The organism is Bradyrhizobium sp. 40 (assembly GCF_023100925.1).
GTDB lineage: Bacteria > Pseudomonadota > Alphaproteobacteria > Rhizobiales > Xanthobacteraceae > Bradyrhizobium.
Window position 1 is genome coordinate 3,528,415 of sequence record NZ_CP064688.1, and the last position, 19,838, is coordinate 3,548,252.

Sequence of the window (19,838 nt, forward strand, 5' to 3'; positions counted from 1 at the left end):
GACAGCGGCTCGGTTCACGGTCTAGCCGAGACCAGCGTCGACCTGAAAACATTGGCGCGTGATGCGCCGGCTCTCATCTGAGGCGAGGAACAGCGCCATGTTCGCGATGTCGTCGGGCGTCACCGCGTCGGGAATGGCCTGACGCGTGCGCAACTCGGCGATCGTCTGGTCGTCCGGGTACCACAGCCGGCGCTGACGCTCCGTGATCACCATCCCCGGCGCTATCGCGTTGACGCGGATGCGGTCGGGCCCGAGCGACCGGGCCAGGGAGTTGGTGAAGCCGACGATCGCGGCCTTCGCCGCGGCGTAGACCGGCAGCCCCGGCGCGCCGCGCATCCAGGCAATCGACGACATGTTGATGATCGAACCGCCGCCGCGCGCCTGCATCTGCGGCACCACCGCTTGCGCGGCAAAGAAGACGTGCTTGAGGTTGACACCGATCATCCAGTCGAACTCGGCCGGGGTTACCTCGGCCAGCACCTGACGCTGATCATTGGCGGCGTTGTTGACGAGAACCGCGGCGTCGCCCAGCGATCCGTGCACCTGCGCCATGGCGTTGCGCAAGGCGTCGATGTCGAGGAGGTCGCACGGCACGAACAAGGGTCCGGTCCCGGACGCAGCTTTCACTTCCGCGACCAGCGCCCGGCCGGCTGCTTCATCGAGATCCAGGAACGCGACGCGAGCCTCCTGGGCGGCGAACGCCCGCACGAAGGCGGCACCGATGCCGCTGGCACCACCGGTGATCAACACCACGCGATCCCTAAGGCCGGCATAGCTCGTTTGTGTCATGCGATCAGTCGCTCCGTCTCGGGGTCGAACAGGCAGATGCGGCGCGTGTCGAGCGCGAACGGGGCGGCGGCTCCCGGTGTGGGGCGGATGTCCGGCGTGATGCGCGCCAGCGCAGGCTCGCCGCCAAGCCGCAGCAGCACGATCGTTTCGGCCCCCGTCGGCTCGACCATCTCCACCGGCGCGTTGACGACGACGGGCGGATCGGCGGAGAACACGCGGCTCCCCTCGGCGATGCATTCCGGCCTGATCCCGACCACCACGTCACGGCCGACGAAAGGGGCCGCCGCGTCGTATCGGCCAAGGCGGAGGCGGACCTCGTCCGGCCGTCCCGCGCCGATCACGACCACTGGTCCGCCAGCATCGGCCTCGAGCCGTGCCGGCATCGTGTTCATCGGCGGCGAGCCCATGAAACGCGCCACGAACAGATTGGCGGGATAGCGATACACGGTATCGGGGTCGGCAAACTGCTGCACCACGCCCCGATGCATCACGGCGATGCGCGTCGCCATCGTCATCGCCTCGATCTGGTCGTGGGTGACATAGACGATGGTGGCCCCGATGCGCTGATGCAGCCGCTTGATTTCCATCCGCATCTCGACGCGCAGCTTGGCATCGAGATTGGAGAGCGGCTCGTCGAACAGGAAGAGCAGGGGATCGCGTACCAGCGCCCGGCCCATCGCCACACGCTGGCGCTGGCCGCCGGAGAGCTGCGAGGGCTTGCGGCCGAGCAGCGGCTCGATCTGGAGCAGCCGGGCCACGTTCGCCAGCGCCTTCTCCTGCTCCGCCTTCGGTACGTGGCGGCATTCCATGCCGAAGGTGATGTTCTGGCGCACTGTCATCGACGGATAGAGCGCGTAGGACTGGAACACCATGGCGATGTCGCGGTCCTTCGGCGGAATGTCGTTGACGATACGTCCGCCGATTTCCACGGTGCCTGCGCTCGGAAGGTCGAGCCCGGCGATGATGTTGAGCAGCGTGGACTTGCCGCAGCCGGATGGACCGACGAGCACGGTGAATTCACCGCTCTCGATGTCGAGATCGATGCCCTTCAGCACCTCCAGATTGGCGTAGCGCTTGGACAGGGAGCGAATGCTTAGGGCTGCCATGACAATCCGATCATTTCACGGCCCCGGCGGTGAGGCCGCGCACGAAATACTTGCCGCCGATCAGATAGATCAGCAGGGTCGGCAGCGCGGCGATCATCACCGCCGCGCTTTGCACGCCATGCTGCGGGATGTCGGCGACCGCGGCGGATAGCGCGATCAGCGCGGCGGTGACCGGCTGCTGCTGACCGGTCGTGAATGTCACGCCGTAGAGAAACTCGTTCCAGATATGCGTGAACTGCCAGATCACGGTGACGACCAGAATAGGCGGCGAGAGCGGCAGGATGATGCGCCAGAAAATACGAAAGAACCCGGCGCCATCGATGCGCGCAGCTCTTATCAAATCCTGCGGGATGGCAGTGTAGTAGTTTCGGCAGAACAAGACGGTAAAGGAGAGCCCCTGGATCGTATGGATCACGACCAGGCCAGTCAGCGTATTCATCAGGCCCGTATCGCGCAACACGATGGTCCAGGGAAGCAAGCGCATCTGCTGGGGAAGGAAGAGCCCAAGAGTCACGATGCCGTAGATCCAGCTATCGCCGCGAAAGCGCCAGAGCGATATGGCGTAACCGGCGACAGCACCAAGCAGGGTGGAGAAAATCGTCGCGGGGATCGTGACCAGCGCGGAGTTCAGCATGTACGGCCGGATGCCGGCGCAGGTCTCGGCGACGCAGAAACCGCTCCAGGCCGCGGCGTAGTTGCTCCATGCCCATTGCTTCGGCCAGCCGATCATCGAGGCCTGCGCGATCTCCTCGTTGGTACGGAGCGAATTCAGGACGACAACAGCCAATGGCGCGAGCCACGCTGCAGCGACCAGCGAGACGACGAGATAGATCAGGATCCGGCCTGGCGCGATGGTTCGCTCACGCATGGATCGCCCGCCGCCGCTGGACATAGCGCCACGCTGCATAGGGCAGTAAAACCGCGAGAAGAATGAGCAACATGAGCACTGCCGCCGCCGCTCCCCGTCCGAGCAGGCTGCGCTGGAACATCAGGTCGTAGACGACGAGGGCCGGCAGCTGGGTCGCGATCCCGGGTCCGCCGTTGGTGAGCGCGCGGACGAGGTCGAAGGTCGAAATCGCGAACTGCAGCTGGATGACGATGACGGTGATGGTGATCGGCCAAAGGGTCGGCAGGATGACCCGCCGGTACATTCGGATCGGTCCGGCGCCGTCGATCTGCGCGGCCTTGATCAGGTCGGCGTCGACGGAGCGGAGGCCGGCCAGGAACAGCGCCATGGCGAAACCGGAGGATTGCCAGATCGCAGCGATAACGATGGTCCAAATAGCCATATCGCGGTCGATCAGCCAGTCGAACCGGAACGAGGTCCAGCCGAGGTCGCGGACCAGCTTCTGGATTCCGAGGCCAGGATTGAGCAGCCAACTCCAGACCGTGCCGGTGACCACGAATGACACCGCCAGAGGATAGAGAAAGATAGACCGCAGCAGGTTCTCGCCGCGAATGCGCTGATCGAGCAGGATCGCAAGGATGAGGCCGGTCGCCAGGCTCAGCAACACGAAGGCGCTGCCAAACAGCAGCAGATTGTCCAAGGCAATCTGCCAGTTCCGCGATGCTGCAACCGAAGAATAGTTGCGCAAACCGACCCAGCCCGAGACCGGGACCAGAGTGGACGGCGTGAACGATATCCAGATCGTCCACAGCGTAAACGCAATGAGATGCGCGGCGGACAACAGCAGCGGCACCCAGATCGTCAAATATTCGGGCAGCCGGCGTACCCAGTCAGCGGCCGCCGGCCGGCCCGGTGTTGTCGAGACGGCGATCGTCAACGTGAGCTCTCGACGGCGTCGGCGAGGCGTATGGCCGCTTGCTCCGGTTTGATTGTCTTGTTCTTCACGTACTCCGTGATCACGTCGATGATCGCTGCGGTCATGCCGTTTTCCTGTGCCATGTTGTGCGCAAGGCTGAGGACGGCCTGATTGCTGGCGATCGCGTCTTTCAGGGCTGCTGCGGTCCGCCGTTGACCGTCCGACCAGCCTTCGCCGGAGAGATCGACATCGGTGCGCACGGGGATCGATCCCGTGATCTGCGAATACATGGTCTGGATCGCTGGATCCATGACGAGCTGGGCCATCAGCGTCTGGCCGGCTTGCAAATCGGGCTCCTTGCGCTGCCAGAATATGAAGGCATCGGCATTCAACAGGAAGACCGGCTTGCTATTGTCGCTCGGGCCCGGGGCGATGATGAAGTCCTCGAACTTGAAGCCGGCGTTGCGCAAGACGCCCTGCGCCCACCCGCCCATGATCATCATCCCCATGTCGCCGTCGACAAAGCGCTTCAGGTTGGTCGAAAAGTGCTGGGCGCCGACGTTGGGGTCCATCCAGTCGGCAATCTTGCGCACCTGTACGAAGGCCGCCTTTATCTCGGGGCCTTCCAGGGCCTTCTTGTCGAGGTTCATGATGGCTGCGCGGTATGCGGTGGGGCTGATGCCTGCCAAAGCGGCCTCGAATTTTTGGCCGTCGTCCGCGCGGGTGCCACCGTTGGCGATAGGATAGGGGACTCCGCCTGCTTTCATCTTCTCGGCGAGGTCGTTGAACTCAGCCCATGTGACGGGGATCTTGTCGGCCTTGGCCTTGTCCATCGCACGTTTGGAGAGAAACAGCATGTTGGTGCTGTAGATCTGCAACGGCAGTGCAATCCACTTGCCCCCCGGCTTGTGCAATTTTGCAAGGTCTGGAGCGACAACCTTTTCGTAGCCGGCAGCAGCGACGACGGCATCGAGATCGACGGTCGGGGCAATCTTGGACCAGGCTGCGATCTCGGGACCTTTGAGCTGCGAGCAGGCCGGTGGATCGCCGGCCATGATCTGGGCACGCAGCTTGTTCATCATCTCGGTGGTGAAGCCGGGGACGGGCGAGTGCTGCCAGACCCCGCCTTTCTCCTCGAACTTCTTGCCGAGCGCCGTGATGGCCGCCCCGTCGCTGCCTGCGGACCATTGCGAGATCGCAGTCAGACGCGGCTTGATCGCGCCTTGCGCGCGGGCAAATGCCGGCAGCGCGAGCGCGGCCGCAGATCCGGCGAGCAGTTGGCGCCTTGTTGTCGTGATCGGCATGGCAAGTTCCTCCCGGTGTGAACTCTTTCGCGCGAGCGCCGCGCGGCATCAGGTATGTCAGGCGGCCTCGCTCGATGCGGCCGGCATGCCGCCGCGGCAAGCGAGGCAGAAAGCCGCGAACGCCAGCGCCGCCCGCGGATCGTTGCCATTCGACGGCGGCACGAAAGCGAGCGACACTTGCGCGTGCTTGCGGCCGCCCAACAGACAGGCGTCGATCCCCTCGACGAGCGCGTTGCGATCGTCTTCGGCGAGAAGCGACGGCCAGCCGCTGATCGCGACGCCCTTGCAGGGCTTCACGTTCAGCGTATTGCCGATCGCAAGGCCAAGCCGGAATAGCCGCCGGCGCAATTCCTGCCGCACGCGCGATGAGAGCGGCATCGCGGTCACCCATTCGCTGCCGAGCTGAAGCAATTCGGCTTCCGCGACGCCAAGAAGCTCGGCCAGGGCCGGAAGCGACGTATAGGCCTCGACGCAGCCATGATGACCACAGCGGCAAATTGGTCCGTCGGCTCCGAACACCATGTGGCCGAGCTCGACCGGCTGGAGAGCATCGTCCTCGATCGGATCATCCATCCAGGTGCCCGCGACGCCCTGACCGACAAAGACGAAGAGATGCGCCCCGCTGAATGGATAGTTCTCCGTGCGGCAACGGTGAAAAATGGCGTGCGCGACGACGGAGTTGGTGAACTCGACCGGCACGCCGGCAAAATTCTCGCCGAACATCTCGCTGATGCGCCCGACATCGCAGGGAATGATCGGATTGCCTGACGCGCCCAGCCGGCCGAGACCCGGAATGGAGACGCCGATCTGCGCGAGGGGGATGCGTCGGCCCCGCGTCCACTCGTGCAGCAATGTCATCGCCTCGCGAAACGCCCGGCTGACGGTCGCGACGGTCGGCGTCTTCGGTAGCGGCACATTCCCGCTGTAGTGCAGTTCGCCCGACAGGTCCCCAACGCAGACGCTGAGCCGCTGAGTGGTCAGCTCAAACGCCGCGAGCGCCACCGCCTTATCGAGCGACACGAGGCCCGTCGGGCCACCGACATAAGGGGCAGGGCGCCGCACTTCCTCGATCAGGCCTTCGGCCTTCAGGTCGAACAGGATGCGCGACAGGCTCGCTTCCGACAGGCGCACGGCCTTGGCCAGCGGCGGCCGGAACGACCCGCCCGACTGAAGCAGATGAGTCAAAATGGCAGCACGCGTCTGCCGCCGACTTCTCGGCTGCTCCGGCATTTCCATCCCTGTCGTCATTCTTACTTAGAGTAAGAATTTGCGCGCGAAGCGTTTCGACGTCAAGCGCCGGCCGAGGCATTGCGCCGACTTGTTGTTGTGCGCGGCAGCAAGATTGTATCGGCGCAAAACAAAAAACGGCGCCATCCGGAGATGGCGCCGCTTCGAAAGCCGTGATGGCTCGACTTACTTCCGGTCCTTGATCGCGATGTAGTCGCGGCGGGTGACGCCGGTGTAGAGCTGGCGCGGACGGCCGATCTTCTGCTGCGGATCCTCGATCATCTCGCTCCACTGGCTGATCCAGCCGACGGTGCGGGCGACCGCGAACAGCACGGTGAACATCGAGACCGGGAAGCCCATCGCCTTCAGCGTGATGCCCGAATAGAAGTCGACGTTCGGGTAGAGCTTGCGGTCGATGAAGTACTGGTCGCTGAGCGCGATCTTCTCGAGTTCGAGCGCCACCTTCAGCATCGGATCGTCGCCATGGCCGGTCTCCTTGAGCACGGCGTGACACATCTTCTGCATGATCTTGGCGCGAGGATCGTAGTTCTTGTAGACGCGGTGACCGAAGCCCATCAGGCGGACTTCAGAGTTCTTGTCCTTCACCCTGGCGATGAACTCGGGGATCTTGTCGACCGAGCCGATCTCGGCGAGCATCGCCAGCGCTGCTTCGTTGGCGCCGCCATGCGCCGGGCCCCACAGGCAGGCGATACCGGCGGCGATGCAGGCGAACGGGTTGGCGCCGGAGGAGCCGGCGATACGCACCGTCGAGGTCGAGGCATTCTGCTCGTGGTCGGCGTGCAGGATGAAGATCTTGTCCAGTGCATCCGCAAGCACCGGGTTGATCTTGTAGTCCTCGCACGGCACGGCGAAGCACATATGCAGGAAGTTCTCGGCGAACTTCAGCGAGTTCTTCGGATACACGAAGGGCTGGCCGACCGTGTACTTGTAGGCCATCGCAGCCAGCGTCGGGATCTTGGCGATCATGCGCATGGAGGCGATCATGCGCTGCTTCGGATCGTTGATGTCTGTTGAGTCGTGATAGAACGCGGCGAGCGCGCCGACAGCCGCCACCATGATCGCCATCGGATGGGCGTCGCGGCGGAAGCCCTGGAAGAAGCGGGCCATCTGCTCGTGCACCATCGTGTGATGGATCACGCGGTCGTCGAAATCCTTCTTCTGCGCGGCGGTCGGAAGCTCCCCGAACAGCAGCAAATAGCAGGTCTCGAGGAAGTCGCCATTCTCGGCGAGCTGCTCGATCGGATAGCCGCGGTATTCCAGCACGCCCGCGTCACCGTCGATATAGGTGATCTTGGACTGGCAGCTCGCGGTCGAGGTGAAGCCCGGGTCGTAGGTGAACAGGCCGGACTGGCCGTAGAGCTTGCCGATATCGATGACGTCGGGCCCGACGCTGCCGCTGTGGATCGGAAGATCGAAATTCTTGTTTCCGACCGTCAGTGTGGCGGTCTTATTGCTTGGTTTTGCGTCCATCAGAGGTCCCCGATGTATGGTGAAACGGGCCGGACCCGGAGGCCCCGATGAGATATCGCGGGGCAGGCCGGATGTTCCAGAAGGTACGGCTGAGATGGGTATATTATTGCTGTGTGCGCTGCAAGATGGCGCCACGCATGGTCGACTTACGTCGTAGCCTGGTCCTTGGGCCCGGGTCCTTAGCGCGGTCCTAGGCCTATTCCGTGGCCTGATCTTTAAGCCGGCCCAGGCTTTCCTGGCGTCCCAGGACGTCCAAAACCTCGAATATGCCGGGCGACGTCGTCCGTCCCGTCAGCGCCGCCCGCAGCGGCTGGGCGACCGCACCGAGCTTAAGACTATTTTCCTCGGCAAAGGCGCGCAGCGCGGCTTCCGCATTGGCCGCGCTCCACGTCTCGACTTTCTCCAGCGCGGAATGAAGCTGGCCGATCAGCTTGCGGTTCTCGGGCGTCAGCAGCGCTGCCGCCTTCGGATCAAGCTCCAGCGGGCGGTCGGCGAAGATGAAATAGGCGCCGTCGATCAGCTCGATCAGCGTTTTGGCGCGCTCCTTCAGGGCCGGCATGGCCTTCAGCAGCTGCGCGCGCGTGGTGTCGTTTAACTTGGCCTTAAGCTCGTCGCGGCTGGGCACGACGTGGTCGAGCACGTCCTCGAACATCTTCACGAGTGATTGATCGTCGGCATTGCGGATGTAGTGGCCGTTGAGGTTTTCCAGCTTGGCGAAATCGAAGCGGGCTGCTGCGCGGCCGACGCTGGCGAGGTCGAACGCCGCGATCATCTCCTCGGTCGAGAAGATTTCCTGATCGCCATGGCTCCAGCCGAGCCGGACGAGATAGTTGCGGAGCGCGGACGGGAGGTACCCCATGGCGCGGTAGGCATCGACGCCAAGCGCGCCGTGCCTCTTGGAGAGCTTCGAACCGTCCGGGCCGTGGATCAGGGGGATGTGGGACATGCTCGGCAGCGTCCAGCCCATCGCGTCGTAGATCTGCTTTTGGCGGGCCGCGTTGATCAAATGGTCATCGCCGCGGATGACATGGGTGACACCCATATCGTGGTCGTCGACCACCACCGCGAGCATGTAGGTCGGGTTGCCATCGCCGCGCAGCAGGACGAGGTCGTCGAGATTCTCGTTCTGCCAGACCACGCGACCCTGGACCTGATCTTCGATCACGGTCTCGCCGGTCTGGGGCGCGCGGAGCCGGATGGTGGGCTTCACGTCGGTCGGGGCCGTCGCCGGATCGCGGTCGCGCCACAGGCCGTCATAGAGGCGGGTGCGCCCCTCGGCGCGCGCCTTCTCGCGCATCGCGGTGAGCTCCTCGGCGGTGGCGTAGCAGCGATAGGCCTTGCCCTCGGCGAGCAGCTGCTCGGCGACGTCGCGGTGGCGTGCGGCGCGGCTGAACTGATAGAGGACGTCGCCGTCCCAGCCGAGCTCCAGCCATTTCAGGCCGTCTAGGATGGCGCCGATCGCCGCCTCCGTGGAGCGCTCCCGGTCGGTGTCCTCGATCCGGAGCAGCATCTTGCCGCCGTGCTTCTTCGCATAGAGCCAGTTGAACAGCGCCGTGCGCGCACCCCCGATATGGAGGAAGCCGGTCGGAGAGGGAGCGAAGCGGGTGACGACGGGAGAGGTCATTCTTGGCAAGGCCTATGCATTGGAGGCGGTGGTATATAACAGGACCGGAGCATAACTAAAGCCCGGCAGCGGTCCGCGAAGGGTTGCTTGAGACCTTGCTTAAGCCCTTGGCTCAGCCTCCCGAATTTGGCAGAAGGGCCGCTGATTTCCCTACAGGATTTTCGTAATGACAGAACCGGTGGCGAACGAGGTTGGGCGCGATTTCATTCGTGACATCATCCAGGCCGACCTCGACCAGGCCAAATACAAGGAGATCGTGACCCGGTTCCCGCCGGAGCCGAACGGCTATCTCCATATCGGCCACGCCAAGTCGATCGCGCTTAATTTCGGCATTGCCCAGGAATTTCCGGGCCGCTGCCATCTGCGCTTCGACGACACCAATCCGGTCAAGGAAGAGCAGGAATATATCGATTCCATCCAGGCCGACGTGCGCTGGCTCGGCTTCGACTGGGGCAAGAACCTGTTCTTCGCTTCGGACTATTTCGATCGCCTCTATGAATGGGCGGAGCAGCTGATCCGAGACGGGCTTGCCTATGTCGACGACCAGACCCAGGAGGAGATCCGTCTTGCGCGCGGCACGCTGACCGAGCCCGGCAAGAACTCGCCCTTCCGCGATCGCACCGTGGATGAAAACCTCGACCTGTTCCGTCGCATGAAGGCGGGCGAATTCCCGAACGGCGCGCGCGTGCTGCGGGCCAAGATCGACATGGCCGCGGGCAACATCAATCTGCGCGACCCCGTGCTGTACCGAATCCTGCATGCGCACCATCCGCGCACCGGGACCAAGTGGAGCATCTATCCGAGCTACGACTATGCCCACGGCCAGTCGGACGCGATCGAAGGCATCACGCACTCGATCTGCACGCTGGAGTTCGAGGATCACCGGCCGCTCTATGACTGGTTCATCGAGAAGCTGCCGGTGCCGTCGAAGCCGCACCAGTACGAATTCGCGCGGCTGAACCTGACCTACACGCTGCTGTCGAAGCGCGTGCTGACCCAGCTCGTCCGCGAGGGCCATGTCGCGGGCTGGGACGATCCGCGCATGCCGACGATGGCGGGGATGCGCCGCCGCGGCGTGCCGCCGGCCGCCCTTCGCGAGTTCGTCAAGCGCATCGGCGTGGCCAAAGCCAACAGCGTCGTCGACGTCGGTATGCTCGAGTTCTGCATACGCGAGGAACTGAATCGCACGTCGCAGCGGCGCATGGCGGTGCTGAAGCCGCTCAAGGTCGTGATCGAGAACTATCCGGAAGGGCAGACCGAGGAGCTCGAGGCGATCAATCATCCGGACGATCCCTCCGCCGGCACCCGGAAGATCACGTTCGGCCGTGAGCTCTATATCGAGCAGGACGACTTCATGGAGAACCCGCCGAAAAAGTTCTTCCGTCTGTCGCCGGGCAACGAGGTGCGGCTGCGCTACGCCTATTTCGTCAAGTGCACCGGTGTGATCAAGAACGATGCAGGCGAAGTGGTGGAACTGCGTTGCACCTACGATCCCGCGACCAAGGGCGGCAACGCGCCCGATGGCCGCAAGGTCAAGGCCACCATGCACTGGCTGTCGGCGGCAACATCCGTGCCCGCGGAAATTCGCGTCTACAACCAGCTGTTTGCCAATCCGAGCCCGGACGCCTCGAACTTCGCCGCCGACCTCAATCCGCAGTCGCTGGAAATTCTCGCTGATGCCCGTGTCGAGGCATCGGTCGCGGAAAGCAATTCGACCGAGGTAATGCAGTTTGAGCGCCAGGGCTATTTCGTGCGCGACAGGGACTCGACGCCCGGCAAGCCGGTATTTTCCAGGACCATCGGTCTGCGCGACACGTTCGCGAAGGAAGTGGCTAAAGGTTGAAAAGAGCTGCGAGACCACAATGAGTAATGAAGCCGACGCGATCGTTTCCGCCATCATCGCGAAATGGCGCGCCGGCTTCGCCACGCTCGATGCGGCCGCGCTCTCATCGCTCTATGCGAGGAATGCGTTCTTCTTCGGCTCCAACCCAAAGCTCTACCGGGGCAGGGACGGCGTCGCAGACTATTTCAACGGCCTGCCACGCTGGCGCAAGCCGAGCGCGTTATTTTCCGAGGTGAAGGCGGCGCAGGCAGGTCCTGACCTGATCAATATGGCCGCGAGCATCTCGTTCGATCTCGCCGGCGAACGCCCCGATTTCTCGGTCAAGATGAGCTGGGTCATCATGCGCGAGGACGGCGACTGGAAGATCGTCAATCACCATGCTTCGTCCCAGGCGCCGCTGATCTGACCAGTGGAGCACACGACTTCGTCATCCTCGTGAGAGAACGAACATGCACCTCGCGCGTTGGGGTGGGCCCAATAAGGAACCCACCATGCAGAACATCGCAGAGCATATGGAAGTCATCGGCGCCGACGGCGTCCACATCGGCACCGTCGACAAGGTCGAAGGCAATCGCATCAAGCTGACCAAGAAGGACAGCGGCGAGGGCAGCCACAAGGGGCATCATCACTTCATCGACAAGGGCCTCGTCGCCGATATCGAGGGCAACAAGGTCCGGCTGTCGGCCAAGGCCGATGTCGCTGTGACGATGGAAGAGGAAAAGTAGCGATCGCAACCTTTCGTTCCTGATCCGTACCGCTATCCGCCCGCCTGCACGTTCCGGTAGCTTCTGACTTCGTTGCGTATCATCGAGTGCACGAAATGGCGGAGCCGGGCCGGCCGGTACGGTCGCAGGGGATCGCAGGGACGTGGCCCGCGGGCCGCACCGCGTCCGCGGGCGGCCTCGCGCCTGCAGGCCTCGACCTCTGGACATCGCTGGCCGAGACCCTCCGCGCATGGCTACGCGCCGAGGCTGGCGCCGGGCGGCTGTTGCCGTGGGTGCCCGTAGCGTTTGGCTGCGGCATCGCGCTTTATTTCTCTGCCGATCACGAGCCAGTACTGTGGGTCGTTGCCACGACCGCCATCGCACTCCTGCTTGGCGCGGCTCTGTTGCGGCGGAGCCGGCTGTTCGCCCCAGCCATCATGATCGCGGCGGTCGCGGCCGGCTTTGCCGTCGCGACCTGGAAGACGGCGCGCATCGCCCACCCGGTGCTGGCAAAGGCGCTCTATTCGGTGTCGTTGTCGGGCTTTGTCGAGGCTCGCGACATCCGCGAGCGTACCGATCGTTTCGTGCTGCGCGTCACTGCGATGGAGGCGCAACGCAGCGACGTCAGGCTTGAGCGCGTGCGCCTGTCGGTCCGCAAAGGCACCGCGCCGGAGGTCGGTAGCTTCGTTCAGCTGAAGGCACGGTTGATGCCGCCGCTCGCGCCGGTGCGGCCCGGCAGCTACGACTTTTCGCGTGACATGTTCTTCCAGGGCATCGGCGCCTCCGGCTTCGCGATGGGCGCAATCACGGTGGCGCCGCCGCCTGAGACCGCCGGCTTGCGGCTGCGTTATGCGGCCTTCATGCAAGGCCTGCGCGATGCGATCGATGCCCGCATCCGGGCGACGCTCGACGGCGACAACCGGGCGATCGCGACCGCGCTGCTTACCGGGCGGCGCGATGCGATCACCACGCCCGTCAACGATGCGATGTTCATCTCCGGTCTCGGCCACGTGCTCTCGATTTCCGGTTATCACATGGCCGTCGTTGCCGGTGTCGTGTTCTTCGCGGTGCGGGCGCTGCTCGCTCTGATCCCGGGACTTGCGGCCGGCTTCGCCATCAAGAAATGGTCGGCGGCCGCCGCGCTGGTCGCTGCTGCGTTCTACCTGCTGCTGTCGGGCGCGGAGGTCGCAACGCAAAGATCGTTCTTCATGACGGCGGTAGTGCTGATCGCGGTGATGGTCGATCGCCGCGCCATCACCTTTCGCACGCTTGCTGTCGCCGCGCTGATCGTGCTGGCGGTCGCGCCGGAAGCACTGGTGCATCCGAGTTTTCAGATGTCGTTTGCGGCAACGCTCGGGCTCGTCGCCTTGGTGCAGATCGGCATGCCCAATTTGTTTGCCTCGCCGGACCATTCGGCGACCGCGCGCATTGCGATGTGGGGTGGCCGCGAGATCGCGATGCTGTTCATGGCCTCGCTGATTGCGGGACTTGCGACCACGCCCTACGCCGCTTTCCATTTCCACCGTGTCACGCCGTTTGGCGTGCTTGCCAATCTCGGCGCGATGCCGGTGGTCTCGGCGCTGGTGATGCCGGCGGGATTGTTGGGGCTGCTTGCTGCGCCGTTCGGGCTGGACAGCGTGTTCTGGTGGCTGATGGGGATCGGCATCGAGTGGATGGTCGCGGTCTCGCGCTGGGTCGCGGCCTTACCGGGCGCGGTCGGCCGCATCCCGGCGTTCGGGATCACGCCGCTGATCGCGGCGAGCCTGGGAATCATTGTGCTAGGCTTGTTGCGCACGCCGCTACGCTGGTCCGGCGCCCTGGTCCTGCTGGCAGCGATCCTCTGGGGACTGTCGGCGCGGCAGCCCGACATCCTGATTGCCGGGGATGGCGCCAGCGTCGCGGTGCGGGGCAGGGACGGACATCTGCACCTGATCAGGACGAGCAAGGACAGCTTTCTGCTCAAGGAGTGGCTCGCTGCCGACGCAGATCCGCGCGATGCCGGCAGAGCCTCGCTGGCCGATGGCGTGTCCTGTGACGAATCGGGCTGCGTGACGCCACTGGCCGACGGGAGGTTGGTCGCGCTGGCACTGCGCGTCGACGCTCTCGCGGACGATTGTAGTCGGGCCGCGCTGGTGGTGACGACACGCCCCGCGCCGCCCGATTGCGCGGCGATGGTGGTCGATCGGCAACGGCTCGCCAGCCAGAGTGCGCTGGCGCTGACGCAGCGTGGTGACGGCTTTGTGGTTCAGGCGGTGAGGGCGAGAGGCGCGAGCCGCCCCTGGTTGCCAGCCGGCGCAGGCGAGGGTGATTTCGACGGCAGCCTTGCGCCCAAGGCGATCGCGCCCCGCATCAAGGACGCAACGCCGGCGGAGACCGACTTGCAGGCCGACGATTGATCTGACGGTGCGGAGCAATGCAGTGGATTGGTGCATCTGCTCGGATTCACTGGGCGCAAACCGCGCCATCTCGCCGGCCACGGCCGGCGATGGCGATTCAATCTTGACCTCCGACCTCGTAGCCGGCTGCGTCAGCCGATCGGCAGGCGCGTGACGGTCGGCTGCCTGTCGACGATGACCTGCGCCTTGTGCTCGCGCTCCGTCACCGGCTGGGTCACAGGCAGTTGCAGCACGGTCGCGCGCTGGCCTTCGACGAGCTGCGTCACCAGCACATATTTGCCGTCGGGGAATTCGATCGCGTCGTGATGGCGGTCGGGAACGTGCGGATCGATCTTGCCGAACTTGCCCACGCGGGAATTGATGGTGCGCGTCCAGATCCAGCGATTATCGTAGCGCACGTCGTCGGCGAAGGCGAGCTCCGTTCCCGGCAGCAGGCAGACGGCAACAGACGGATCGGCTGCCGAGGCGAAGCCGCGCGTCGAGGTGCCGCGGAAGCTTGTCGTGACGATCGTCTCGCCGACTTCGGCGGGGCGCGACGCGACGGCATGCAGGCTGTAGTCACACATCGGGTGCTCCTCATGCTGGGATAGCAACCCGCGTCTCTTAATCGAGGCGCAGGCCTCTATCAGAGTTGATGCATTAACGCTCTGCTTGGTTGTGGGCAAATCTGCGGCTGGTTTCCGCGAGCCGCGATCACATTATCTTTCCCGAATTCAATAGGAACAAAGCGAGTTGCGATGCATTCGGGAGGCGCGTGCGCGAATATCGCCGGCTTGACTGCAACGGTCGAGCTTGATCGCTGGCCGCTGTTTCCTCGAACACTTGCGCCGCGAACCAGTTCCGCTTCGTGGGCGTCGCGAGGAGCCAGCGCCGAAGGAGGGGCCGGATAGTCTGTGCAGAACCAGAAAGACTACCCAGCCGGAGCGGACGATGATCCGCTCCAATCCCTGACCGGCGATGCCGATCGGAAGCGCGCGCGGCGCCAAGCACTTCCGGTATCAAGTACTCCCGGTATCAGTACTTCCGGTAAAGCCCGATCAGCTTGCCCTGAATCTTCACCCGGTTGGGCGGCAGGATGCGGACCTCATAGGCCGCGTTGGCGGGCTCGAGCGCGATCGAGGCGCCGCGACGGCGGAAGCGCTTCAGCGTCGCTTCCTCGTCGTCGATCAGCGCCACCACGATGTCGCCGGTATCGGCGCTCTCGTTGCGCTGAATCAGCGCCATGTCGCCGTCAAGGATGCCGGCCTCGACCATGGAATCACCGCGCACTTCGAGCGCGTAATGCTCGCCCGAGCCGAGCATGTCAGGCGGTACGCTGATAGTATGGCTGCGGGTCTGCAACGCCTCGATCGGCGTGCCGGCCGCGATGCGACCCATCACCGGCACCGCGACGGGACGTTCGCCCTCGTCCGCGGGCAGGCTGGAGCTCGCACGCACCTTACCGAGATTGCCCTCGATGACGCTCGGCGTGAAGCCGCGGCGGCTGCCGGCGGCTGCCTGGAGCTCCGGCAGCTTGATGACTTCAATCGCACGAGCGCGGTTGGGCAGGCGTCGGATGAAGCCACGCTCCTCGAGCGCCGTGATCAGGCGATGGATGCCCGACTTCGAGCGCAGGTCGAGCGCATCCTTCATCTCGTCGAAGGAGGGCGGTACGCCGCTTTCCTTCAGACGTTCACTGATGAACCGCAGAAGCTCGTATTGTTTGCGCGTTAACATCTCGACCAAAGTCCCCCGGTTGATGTCGTCCGATTCCGAGACGCTGAATTCGGCAATATGCCGCTACATGCTCGAAACAAATCATGAACGGACACTATATGTTCGATACATGTTCCGCAACTGCTTAATTTACCGTGAACAGAGCAAAGTTGGCGGAACGCGCATTGCCGGGGCGCTCAAACAGGGAGCCGCAACACTTCGCAAGCCGTGCCGGCTTCGGCCTTCGGCGCGAACGGTGCGCGCACGAGAAGTACCTGCGCTGCAGCGAGATTCGCAAGCAGCGAAGAGTCCTGATGATTGACGGGAAGAACGACGCGTGTGCCATCGTCACGCTCCTCCAGATGCGCGCGCAGATAGTCCTCGCGCTGGTCGTTGGCGCTGACATCGCGGCCGAGCACGGCGCGCTCACGGCGATGGTGAATCACTGAACGGCCCGACAGGGCACGAATCAGCGGCACCATGAACAGGAAAGCGCACACGTAGGACGACACGGGATTGCCCGGCAGACCGATCACGCCCATTGCGCCGAGCCGCCCGTGCATCATCGGCTTGCCTGGCCGCATCGCGATCTTCCAGAACGCCATCGCGATGCCTTCGTCCCGCAGTGCCTGCTGGACCAGATCGTGGTCGCCGACCGATGCGCCTCCGGTCGTGATCAGGATGTCGGCGCCGCTCTCACGGGCGCGGCGGATGCCGGCGGTGGTGGCCTCCAGCGTGTCGGCGGCAATACCGAGGTCGATGGTCTCGGCGCCTTCGCTGCGGGCGAGCGCGTGCAGGGCGTAGCCGTTGGAATAGACGATCTGGCCGTGGCCGGGCGTGCTGCCCGGCATCACCAACTCGTCGCCGGTGGCGAGAATCGCGACCTTCGGACGCCCGCAAACGGCAAGGTGCGGATGATTCATCCCGGCGGCGAGCGCGAGGTCGCGCTCGGTGAGACGGCTTCCCTTGCGCAGGAGCACGTCGTCCTCGCGGAAATCGACGCCGGCGGGGCGAATGTGCCGACCGGCGATCGCGGCTTCCTTGATCGTGATACGCTTGCCGGCGGCGACGGTGTCCTCCTGGATCACGACGGCGTCCGCGCCACCGGGAACGACGCCGCCGGTGAAGATCCGCACGGCCTCGCCGGCGCCGACCATCCCCGCGAACGGTCGGCCCGCCGCGACTTCGCCGATGATGGTGAGCTCCGAATCGATCGTCGCGGCATCGGCCGCTCGCACCGCGTAGCCGTCCATCGCCGACATCGCCTGCGGCGGCTGCGTGCGCCGCGCCGCGACGTCACGCGCGAGCACGCGATGGTAGGCCTGGTCGAGGGAGATCATTTCTTCCGGCAGCGGCTCTGCACCCGCCAGCACCGCGGCAAGCGCGTCGGAAACCGGCATCAAGGCCACGGCGAAAACTCCTGCTCGGCACGTTCGGGCGAATGTTCCGCACGTCTTCTAGCCGAGCGCGGGCGCAGAGGCAAAACAGCCGAGCGGGTGCAGTCATCCCACCGCATTGTTCCGGAAGGCAGGATCAAGCGCGTTGCGGCATGATCCGAAGAACGTGCCAGATCGGCAGGACAATGGTCATGGCAAGACGAGAACGACGAGCGCCCCGGCCCGCATCGATCAGCTCCCTGGCTGCCCGTGAGTTACGTCGGGCGCCTTGGGTCCCTGATCCTTGTCGGGCAGCGGATCGGCCTGGGATTTCAGGTCGGCGGCCTTGCTCACAAGCTTGGCGGAAAGATCCGAATCTGAAGTTGTCCTGGCGAATTCAAGAAGAAGTGAGGCCTGCTTGGTGAGGTAGGTTTTGCCCAACACGATGATGCATCCGTCTGTAGAAGTCCCAACGGACTCTAGAGTCCGGAAGACGGTATTCCGTTCCGGGAACTCTGTATAAAAATGCACAAAGTGATCGGGTTCCTAAACTTCTTCAAAATTAGTCGCGTTGGGCCGCATCTCCGGGGGTCTCGCGGCGGCAGATCGTCGTCAGATGCCCAATGCTTTCAATGCGTTCCCCACATCACGCGGCGAGGTCACATGCACGGCCGTCAAGCCGCGCGCCCGCGCTCCCTCGATGTTTTCGGCAAGATCGTCGAAGAACACGATACGCCTGGCGGGCACGCCGATCGCCGCGACGACGTGGTCGAAGGCCTCGGCATCCGGTTTGCGCAGGCCGATGCTGGACGACAAATACAGCTCGCGGAAATGGCCGAGGAGGTCGGCATATTCCCTTGAGAAATGGTCCACGTGTGGCCGGTTGGTGTTGGAGAAAGCGTACAGCGGCATCTGCTTCGCTGCCCGCGGCAGCAGCTCGGCGATGTCAGGCATTTCGCCGGCGAAGATCGCGTTCCAGCCTTCCAGGAACTGCGCGTCCGAAATGCCGATTCCGAGCGACGCTCGCAATGAGGCGAAATAGTCCTCATCGCTGATCTTGCCCATCTCGTGCAACCGATAGGCTTCGCTGTCGCGCACATAGCGCGCGACGATGGATTCGGGCTTGCAGCCGGCGTGTCCCGCCCAGCAGGCGATCGCCTTGGAGAAATCGATATCGAGCACCACGCGGCCGAGATCGAACAGAAGCGCATCCGCGCTGCCGGGAGAGAGCGATGTCACCTGCATCCTTTCACTCAGTATCGATATGGCTCGTGGTCGAACAGTGGAAACGCGCTGAACACGCTCGGCGCGTTGGTTGCGGTCGCGTGGTGCAGGCAGGATTTGTTGACCTCGGCGAACGAGGTCGCACCCAAGAGGCCGAGGCAGCGCAGCACTTCGTCCTCGAGCAGCTCCAGCATGCGCGCCACGCCGGCTTCGCCGGCCGCCGCCAGCGCCCAGCATTGCAGCCGGCCGATGCCGACGAGGTCGGCGCCCGCTGCGATCGCCTTGACGATGTCGGTGCCGCGACAGACACCGCCATCGACCATGATCTTGGCGCGGCCGTTCACGGCGTCAACGATCTCGGGCAGCACGTGCATGGCGCCGCGACCGTGATCGAGCTGACGGCCGCCATGGTTGGAGACGTAGATCCATTCGACGCCGTGATCGATCGCGATCAGCGCGTCCTCTGCCGTCGCGATGCCCTTGAGGATCAGCGGGATCTTGAACTTGTCCTTGATCATCTTCACGGTCCGCCACTCCAGACCTTTCTGGTAATCGCCGCCGGTGGCGCGCAGGCGACTCTCGCGAACGTAGCGCTTGGCGATGTCACGTTCGCGACGGCTGTAATGAGCGGTATCGACGGTCAGGCAGAAGGCGGCATAGGCGTTCTTCTCAGCCCGGCTGACGACGTCGGCGACGAAGGCGTCGTCGCCGCGCACATAGAGCTGGTAGAGCCGCAGCGCGTCGGGCGCACCTTCGGCGGTCTTCTCGAGGCCGGGCTCGGACACTGAACTGAGCATGTGCGCCGCACCGAAAGTGCCGCAGGCGCGTGCCACGCTCGCGGCGCCATCCGGATCGAAGATCTCGAGCGCGCCGACGGGGGCGAGCACCACCGGCAGGCGCATCTTGCGGCCGAACTGCTCGACCGAGCCGGTGACCTTGCGGACATCGCGCAGCACACGCGGGCGGAAGGCGATCTCGTCCAGCGCCATGCGGTTGCGACGCATCGTGGTCTCGGTTTCGGCCGCGCCGACGATATAATCCCAGGCATTCTGGTTGAGGTTGGAACGCGCTTTCCGGATGAATTCGTGCAGATTCTGGAACGGCTCGGTGCTGGCGCCGAGTTCGACGTTCCTGTCCGGCTGGATGCGGGGTGCTTCGTTCATTGTTATCCTCCCGAGAATTTGAAGCCTTACCTCATCGCCTAACCCGTCCAGGTCGCCAAAACCATCCTAAAATGGCATGGCTGCAAGGCGTGGGCCGGCCGGCCGTCCCCGCTGCGCACGAACCGGGTCCTGC

At 64.2% G+C, this 19,838-nt stretch carries 18 protein-coding genes; 4 read left to right on the forward strand and 14 right to left on the reverse strand.

Going from position 1 to position 19,838, the window contains the following annotated elements; translation table 11 throughout:
• Positions 1–21: 21 nt before the first annotated feature.
• The 8 genes from IVB40_RS17160 to gltX all read right to left on the reverse strand — a co-directional run bounded on the left by IVB40_RS17160 (position 22) and on the right by gltX (position 9,304).
• Complete coding sequence (locus IVB40_RS17160) at positions 22–789, reverse strand: SDR family oxidoreductase (RefSeq protein WP_027567143.1); 768 nt, start codon at positions 787–789, stop codon at positions 22–24.
• Entirely contained in the window at positions 786–1,895 is a 1,110-nt protein-coding gene (locus IVB40_RS17165) for an ATP-binding cassette domain-containing protein (protein ID WP_247819390.1), read from the reverse strand. The genes IVB40_RS17160 and IVB40_RS17165 overlap by 4 nt, the downstream gene beginning before the upstream one ends.
• Before the next feature lie 10 nt (positions 1,896–1,905).
• Complete coding sequence (locus tag IVB40_RS17170; RefSeq protein WP_027567141.1) at positions 1,906–2,763, reverse strand: carbohydrate ABC transporter permease; 858 nt, start codon at positions 2,761–2,763, stop codon at positions 1,906–1,908.
• A complete protein-coding gene (locus IVB40_RS17175) occupies positions 2,756–3,679 on the reverse strand; it encodes a sugar ABC transporter permease (RefSeq protein WP_027567140.1) in 924 nt (307 codons plus the stop codon). Before IVB40_RS17175 ends, IVB40_RS17170 begins: the two co-directional genes overlap by 8 nt.
• Entirely contained in the window at positions 3,676–4,962 is a 1,287-nt protein-coding gene (locus IVB40_RS17180; protein ID WP_247397570.1) for an ABC transporter substrate-binding protein, read from the reverse strand. Before IVB40_RS17180 ends, IVB40_RS17175 begins: the two co-directional genes overlap by 4 nt.
• A 57-nt stretch (positions 4,963–5,019) precedes the next feature.
• A complete protein-coding gene (locus IVB40_RS17185; protein ID WP_247819554.1) occupies positions 5,020–6,198 on the reverse strand; it encodes an ROK family transcriptional regulator in 1,179 nt (392 codons plus the stop codon).
• 177 nt (positions 6,199–6,375) lie between these two features.
• A complete protein-coding gene (gene gltA / locus IVB40_RS17190) occupies positions 6,376–7,680 on the reverse strand; it encodes a citrate synthase (protein ID WP_247819391.1) in 1,305 nt (434 codons plus the stop codon).
• A gap of 196 nt (positions 7,681–7,876) precedes the next feature.
• Positions 7,877–9,304: a glutamate--tRNA ligase gene (gene gltX / locus IVB40_RS17195; RefSeq protein ID WP_247819392.1), complete on the reverse strand. Its 1,428-nt coding sequence runs from the start codon at positions 9,302–9,304 to the stop codon at positions 7,877–7,879.
• Positions 9,305–9,470: 166 nt separating this feature from the next.
• Between gltX and IVB40_RS17200 the strand changes: the two genes are divergently transcribed.
• From IVB40_RS17200 to IVB40_RS17215, 4 genes are all read left to right on the forward strand, one after another.
• Positions 9,471–11,147, forward strand: coding sequence for a glutamine--tRNA ligase/YqeY domain fusion protein (locus tag IVB40_RS17200; RefSeq protein WP_247819393.1), 1,677 nt, complete (start codon positions 9,471–9,473; stop codon positions 11,145–11,147).
• Positions 11,148–11,166: 19 nt separating this feature from the next.
• Positions 11,167–11,553: an SgcJ/EcaC family oxidoreductase gene (locus tag IVB40_RS17205; protein ID WP_247462386.1), complete on the forward strand. Its 387-nt coding sequence runs from the start codon at positions 11,167–11,169 to the stop codon at positions 11,551–11,553.
• 85 nt (positions 11,554–11,638) lie between these two features.
• Complete coding sequence (locus IVB40_RS17210; RefSeq protein ID WP_007610829.1) at positions 11,639–11,872, forward strand: DUF2171 domain-containing protein; 234 nt, start codon at positions 11,639–11,641, stop codon at positions 11,870–11,872.
• Between the two features lie 95 nt (positions 11,873–11,967).
• Positions 11,968–14,247 (forward strand): ComEC/Rec2 family competence protein, encoded by a 2,280-nt coding sequence (locus IVB40_RS17215; RefSeq protein WP_247819394.1) that lies wholly within the window; start codon positions 11,968–11,970, stop codon positions 14,245–14,247.
• A 131-nt stretch (positions 14,248–14,378) separates the two neighbouring features.
• On the opposite strand, the gene IVB40_RS17220 is transcribed toward IVB40_RS17215, so the two are convergent.
• The 6 genes from IVB40_RS17220 to IVB40_RS17245 form a co-directional block, all read right to left on the reverse strand.
• The gene (locus IVB40_RS17220; RefSeq protein WP_027567132.1) at positions 14,379–14,813 is read right to left on the reverse strand and encodes a hypothetical protein; all 435 of its coding nucleotides are present in this window, start codon (positions 14,811–14,813) and stop codon (positions 14,379–14,381) included.
• 448 nt (positions 14,814–15,261) lie between these two features.
• Positions 15,262–15,963 carry a transcriptional repressor LexA gene (lexA, locus tag IVB40_RS17225; protein ID WP_106945054.1) on the reverse strand — a complete coding sequence of 234 codons (702 nt, stop codon included), beginning with the start codon at positions 15,961–15,963 and terminating at the stop codon, positions 15,262–15,264.
• Between the two features lie 176 nt (positions 15,964–16,139).
• Positions 16,140–17,351 carry a gephyrin-like molybdotransferase Glp gene (gene glp / locus IVB40_RS17230; protein ID WP_247397598.1) on the reverse strand — a complete coding sequence of 404 codons (1,212 nt, stop codon included), beginning with the start codon at positions 17,349–17,351 and terminating at the stop codon, positions 16,140–16,142.
• A 219-nt stretch (positions 17,352–17,570) separates the two neighbouring features.
• On the reverse strand, positions 17,571–17,762 hold the full coding sequence (locus tag IVB40_RS17235) for a hypothetical protein (RefSeq protein WP_027567129.1): 192 nt from the start codon (positions 17,760–17,762) through the stop codon (positions 17,571–17,573).
• A 168-nt stretch (positions 17,763–17,930) separates the two neighbouring features.
• A complete protein-coding gene (locus IVB40_RS17240; RefSeq protein WP_247819395.1) occupies positions 17,931–18,563 on the reverse strand; it encodes an HAD family phosphatase in 633 nt (210 codons plus the stop codon).
• Positions 18,564–18,571: 8 nt separating this feature from the next.
• Positions 18,572–19,705: an alpha-hydroxy acid oxidase gene (locus IVB40_RS17245; protein ID WP_027567127.1), complete on the reverse strand. Its 1,134-nt coding sequence runs from the start codon at positions 19,703–19,705 to the stop codon at positions 18,572–18,574.
• Positions 19,706–19,838 lie beyond the last annotated feature (133 nt).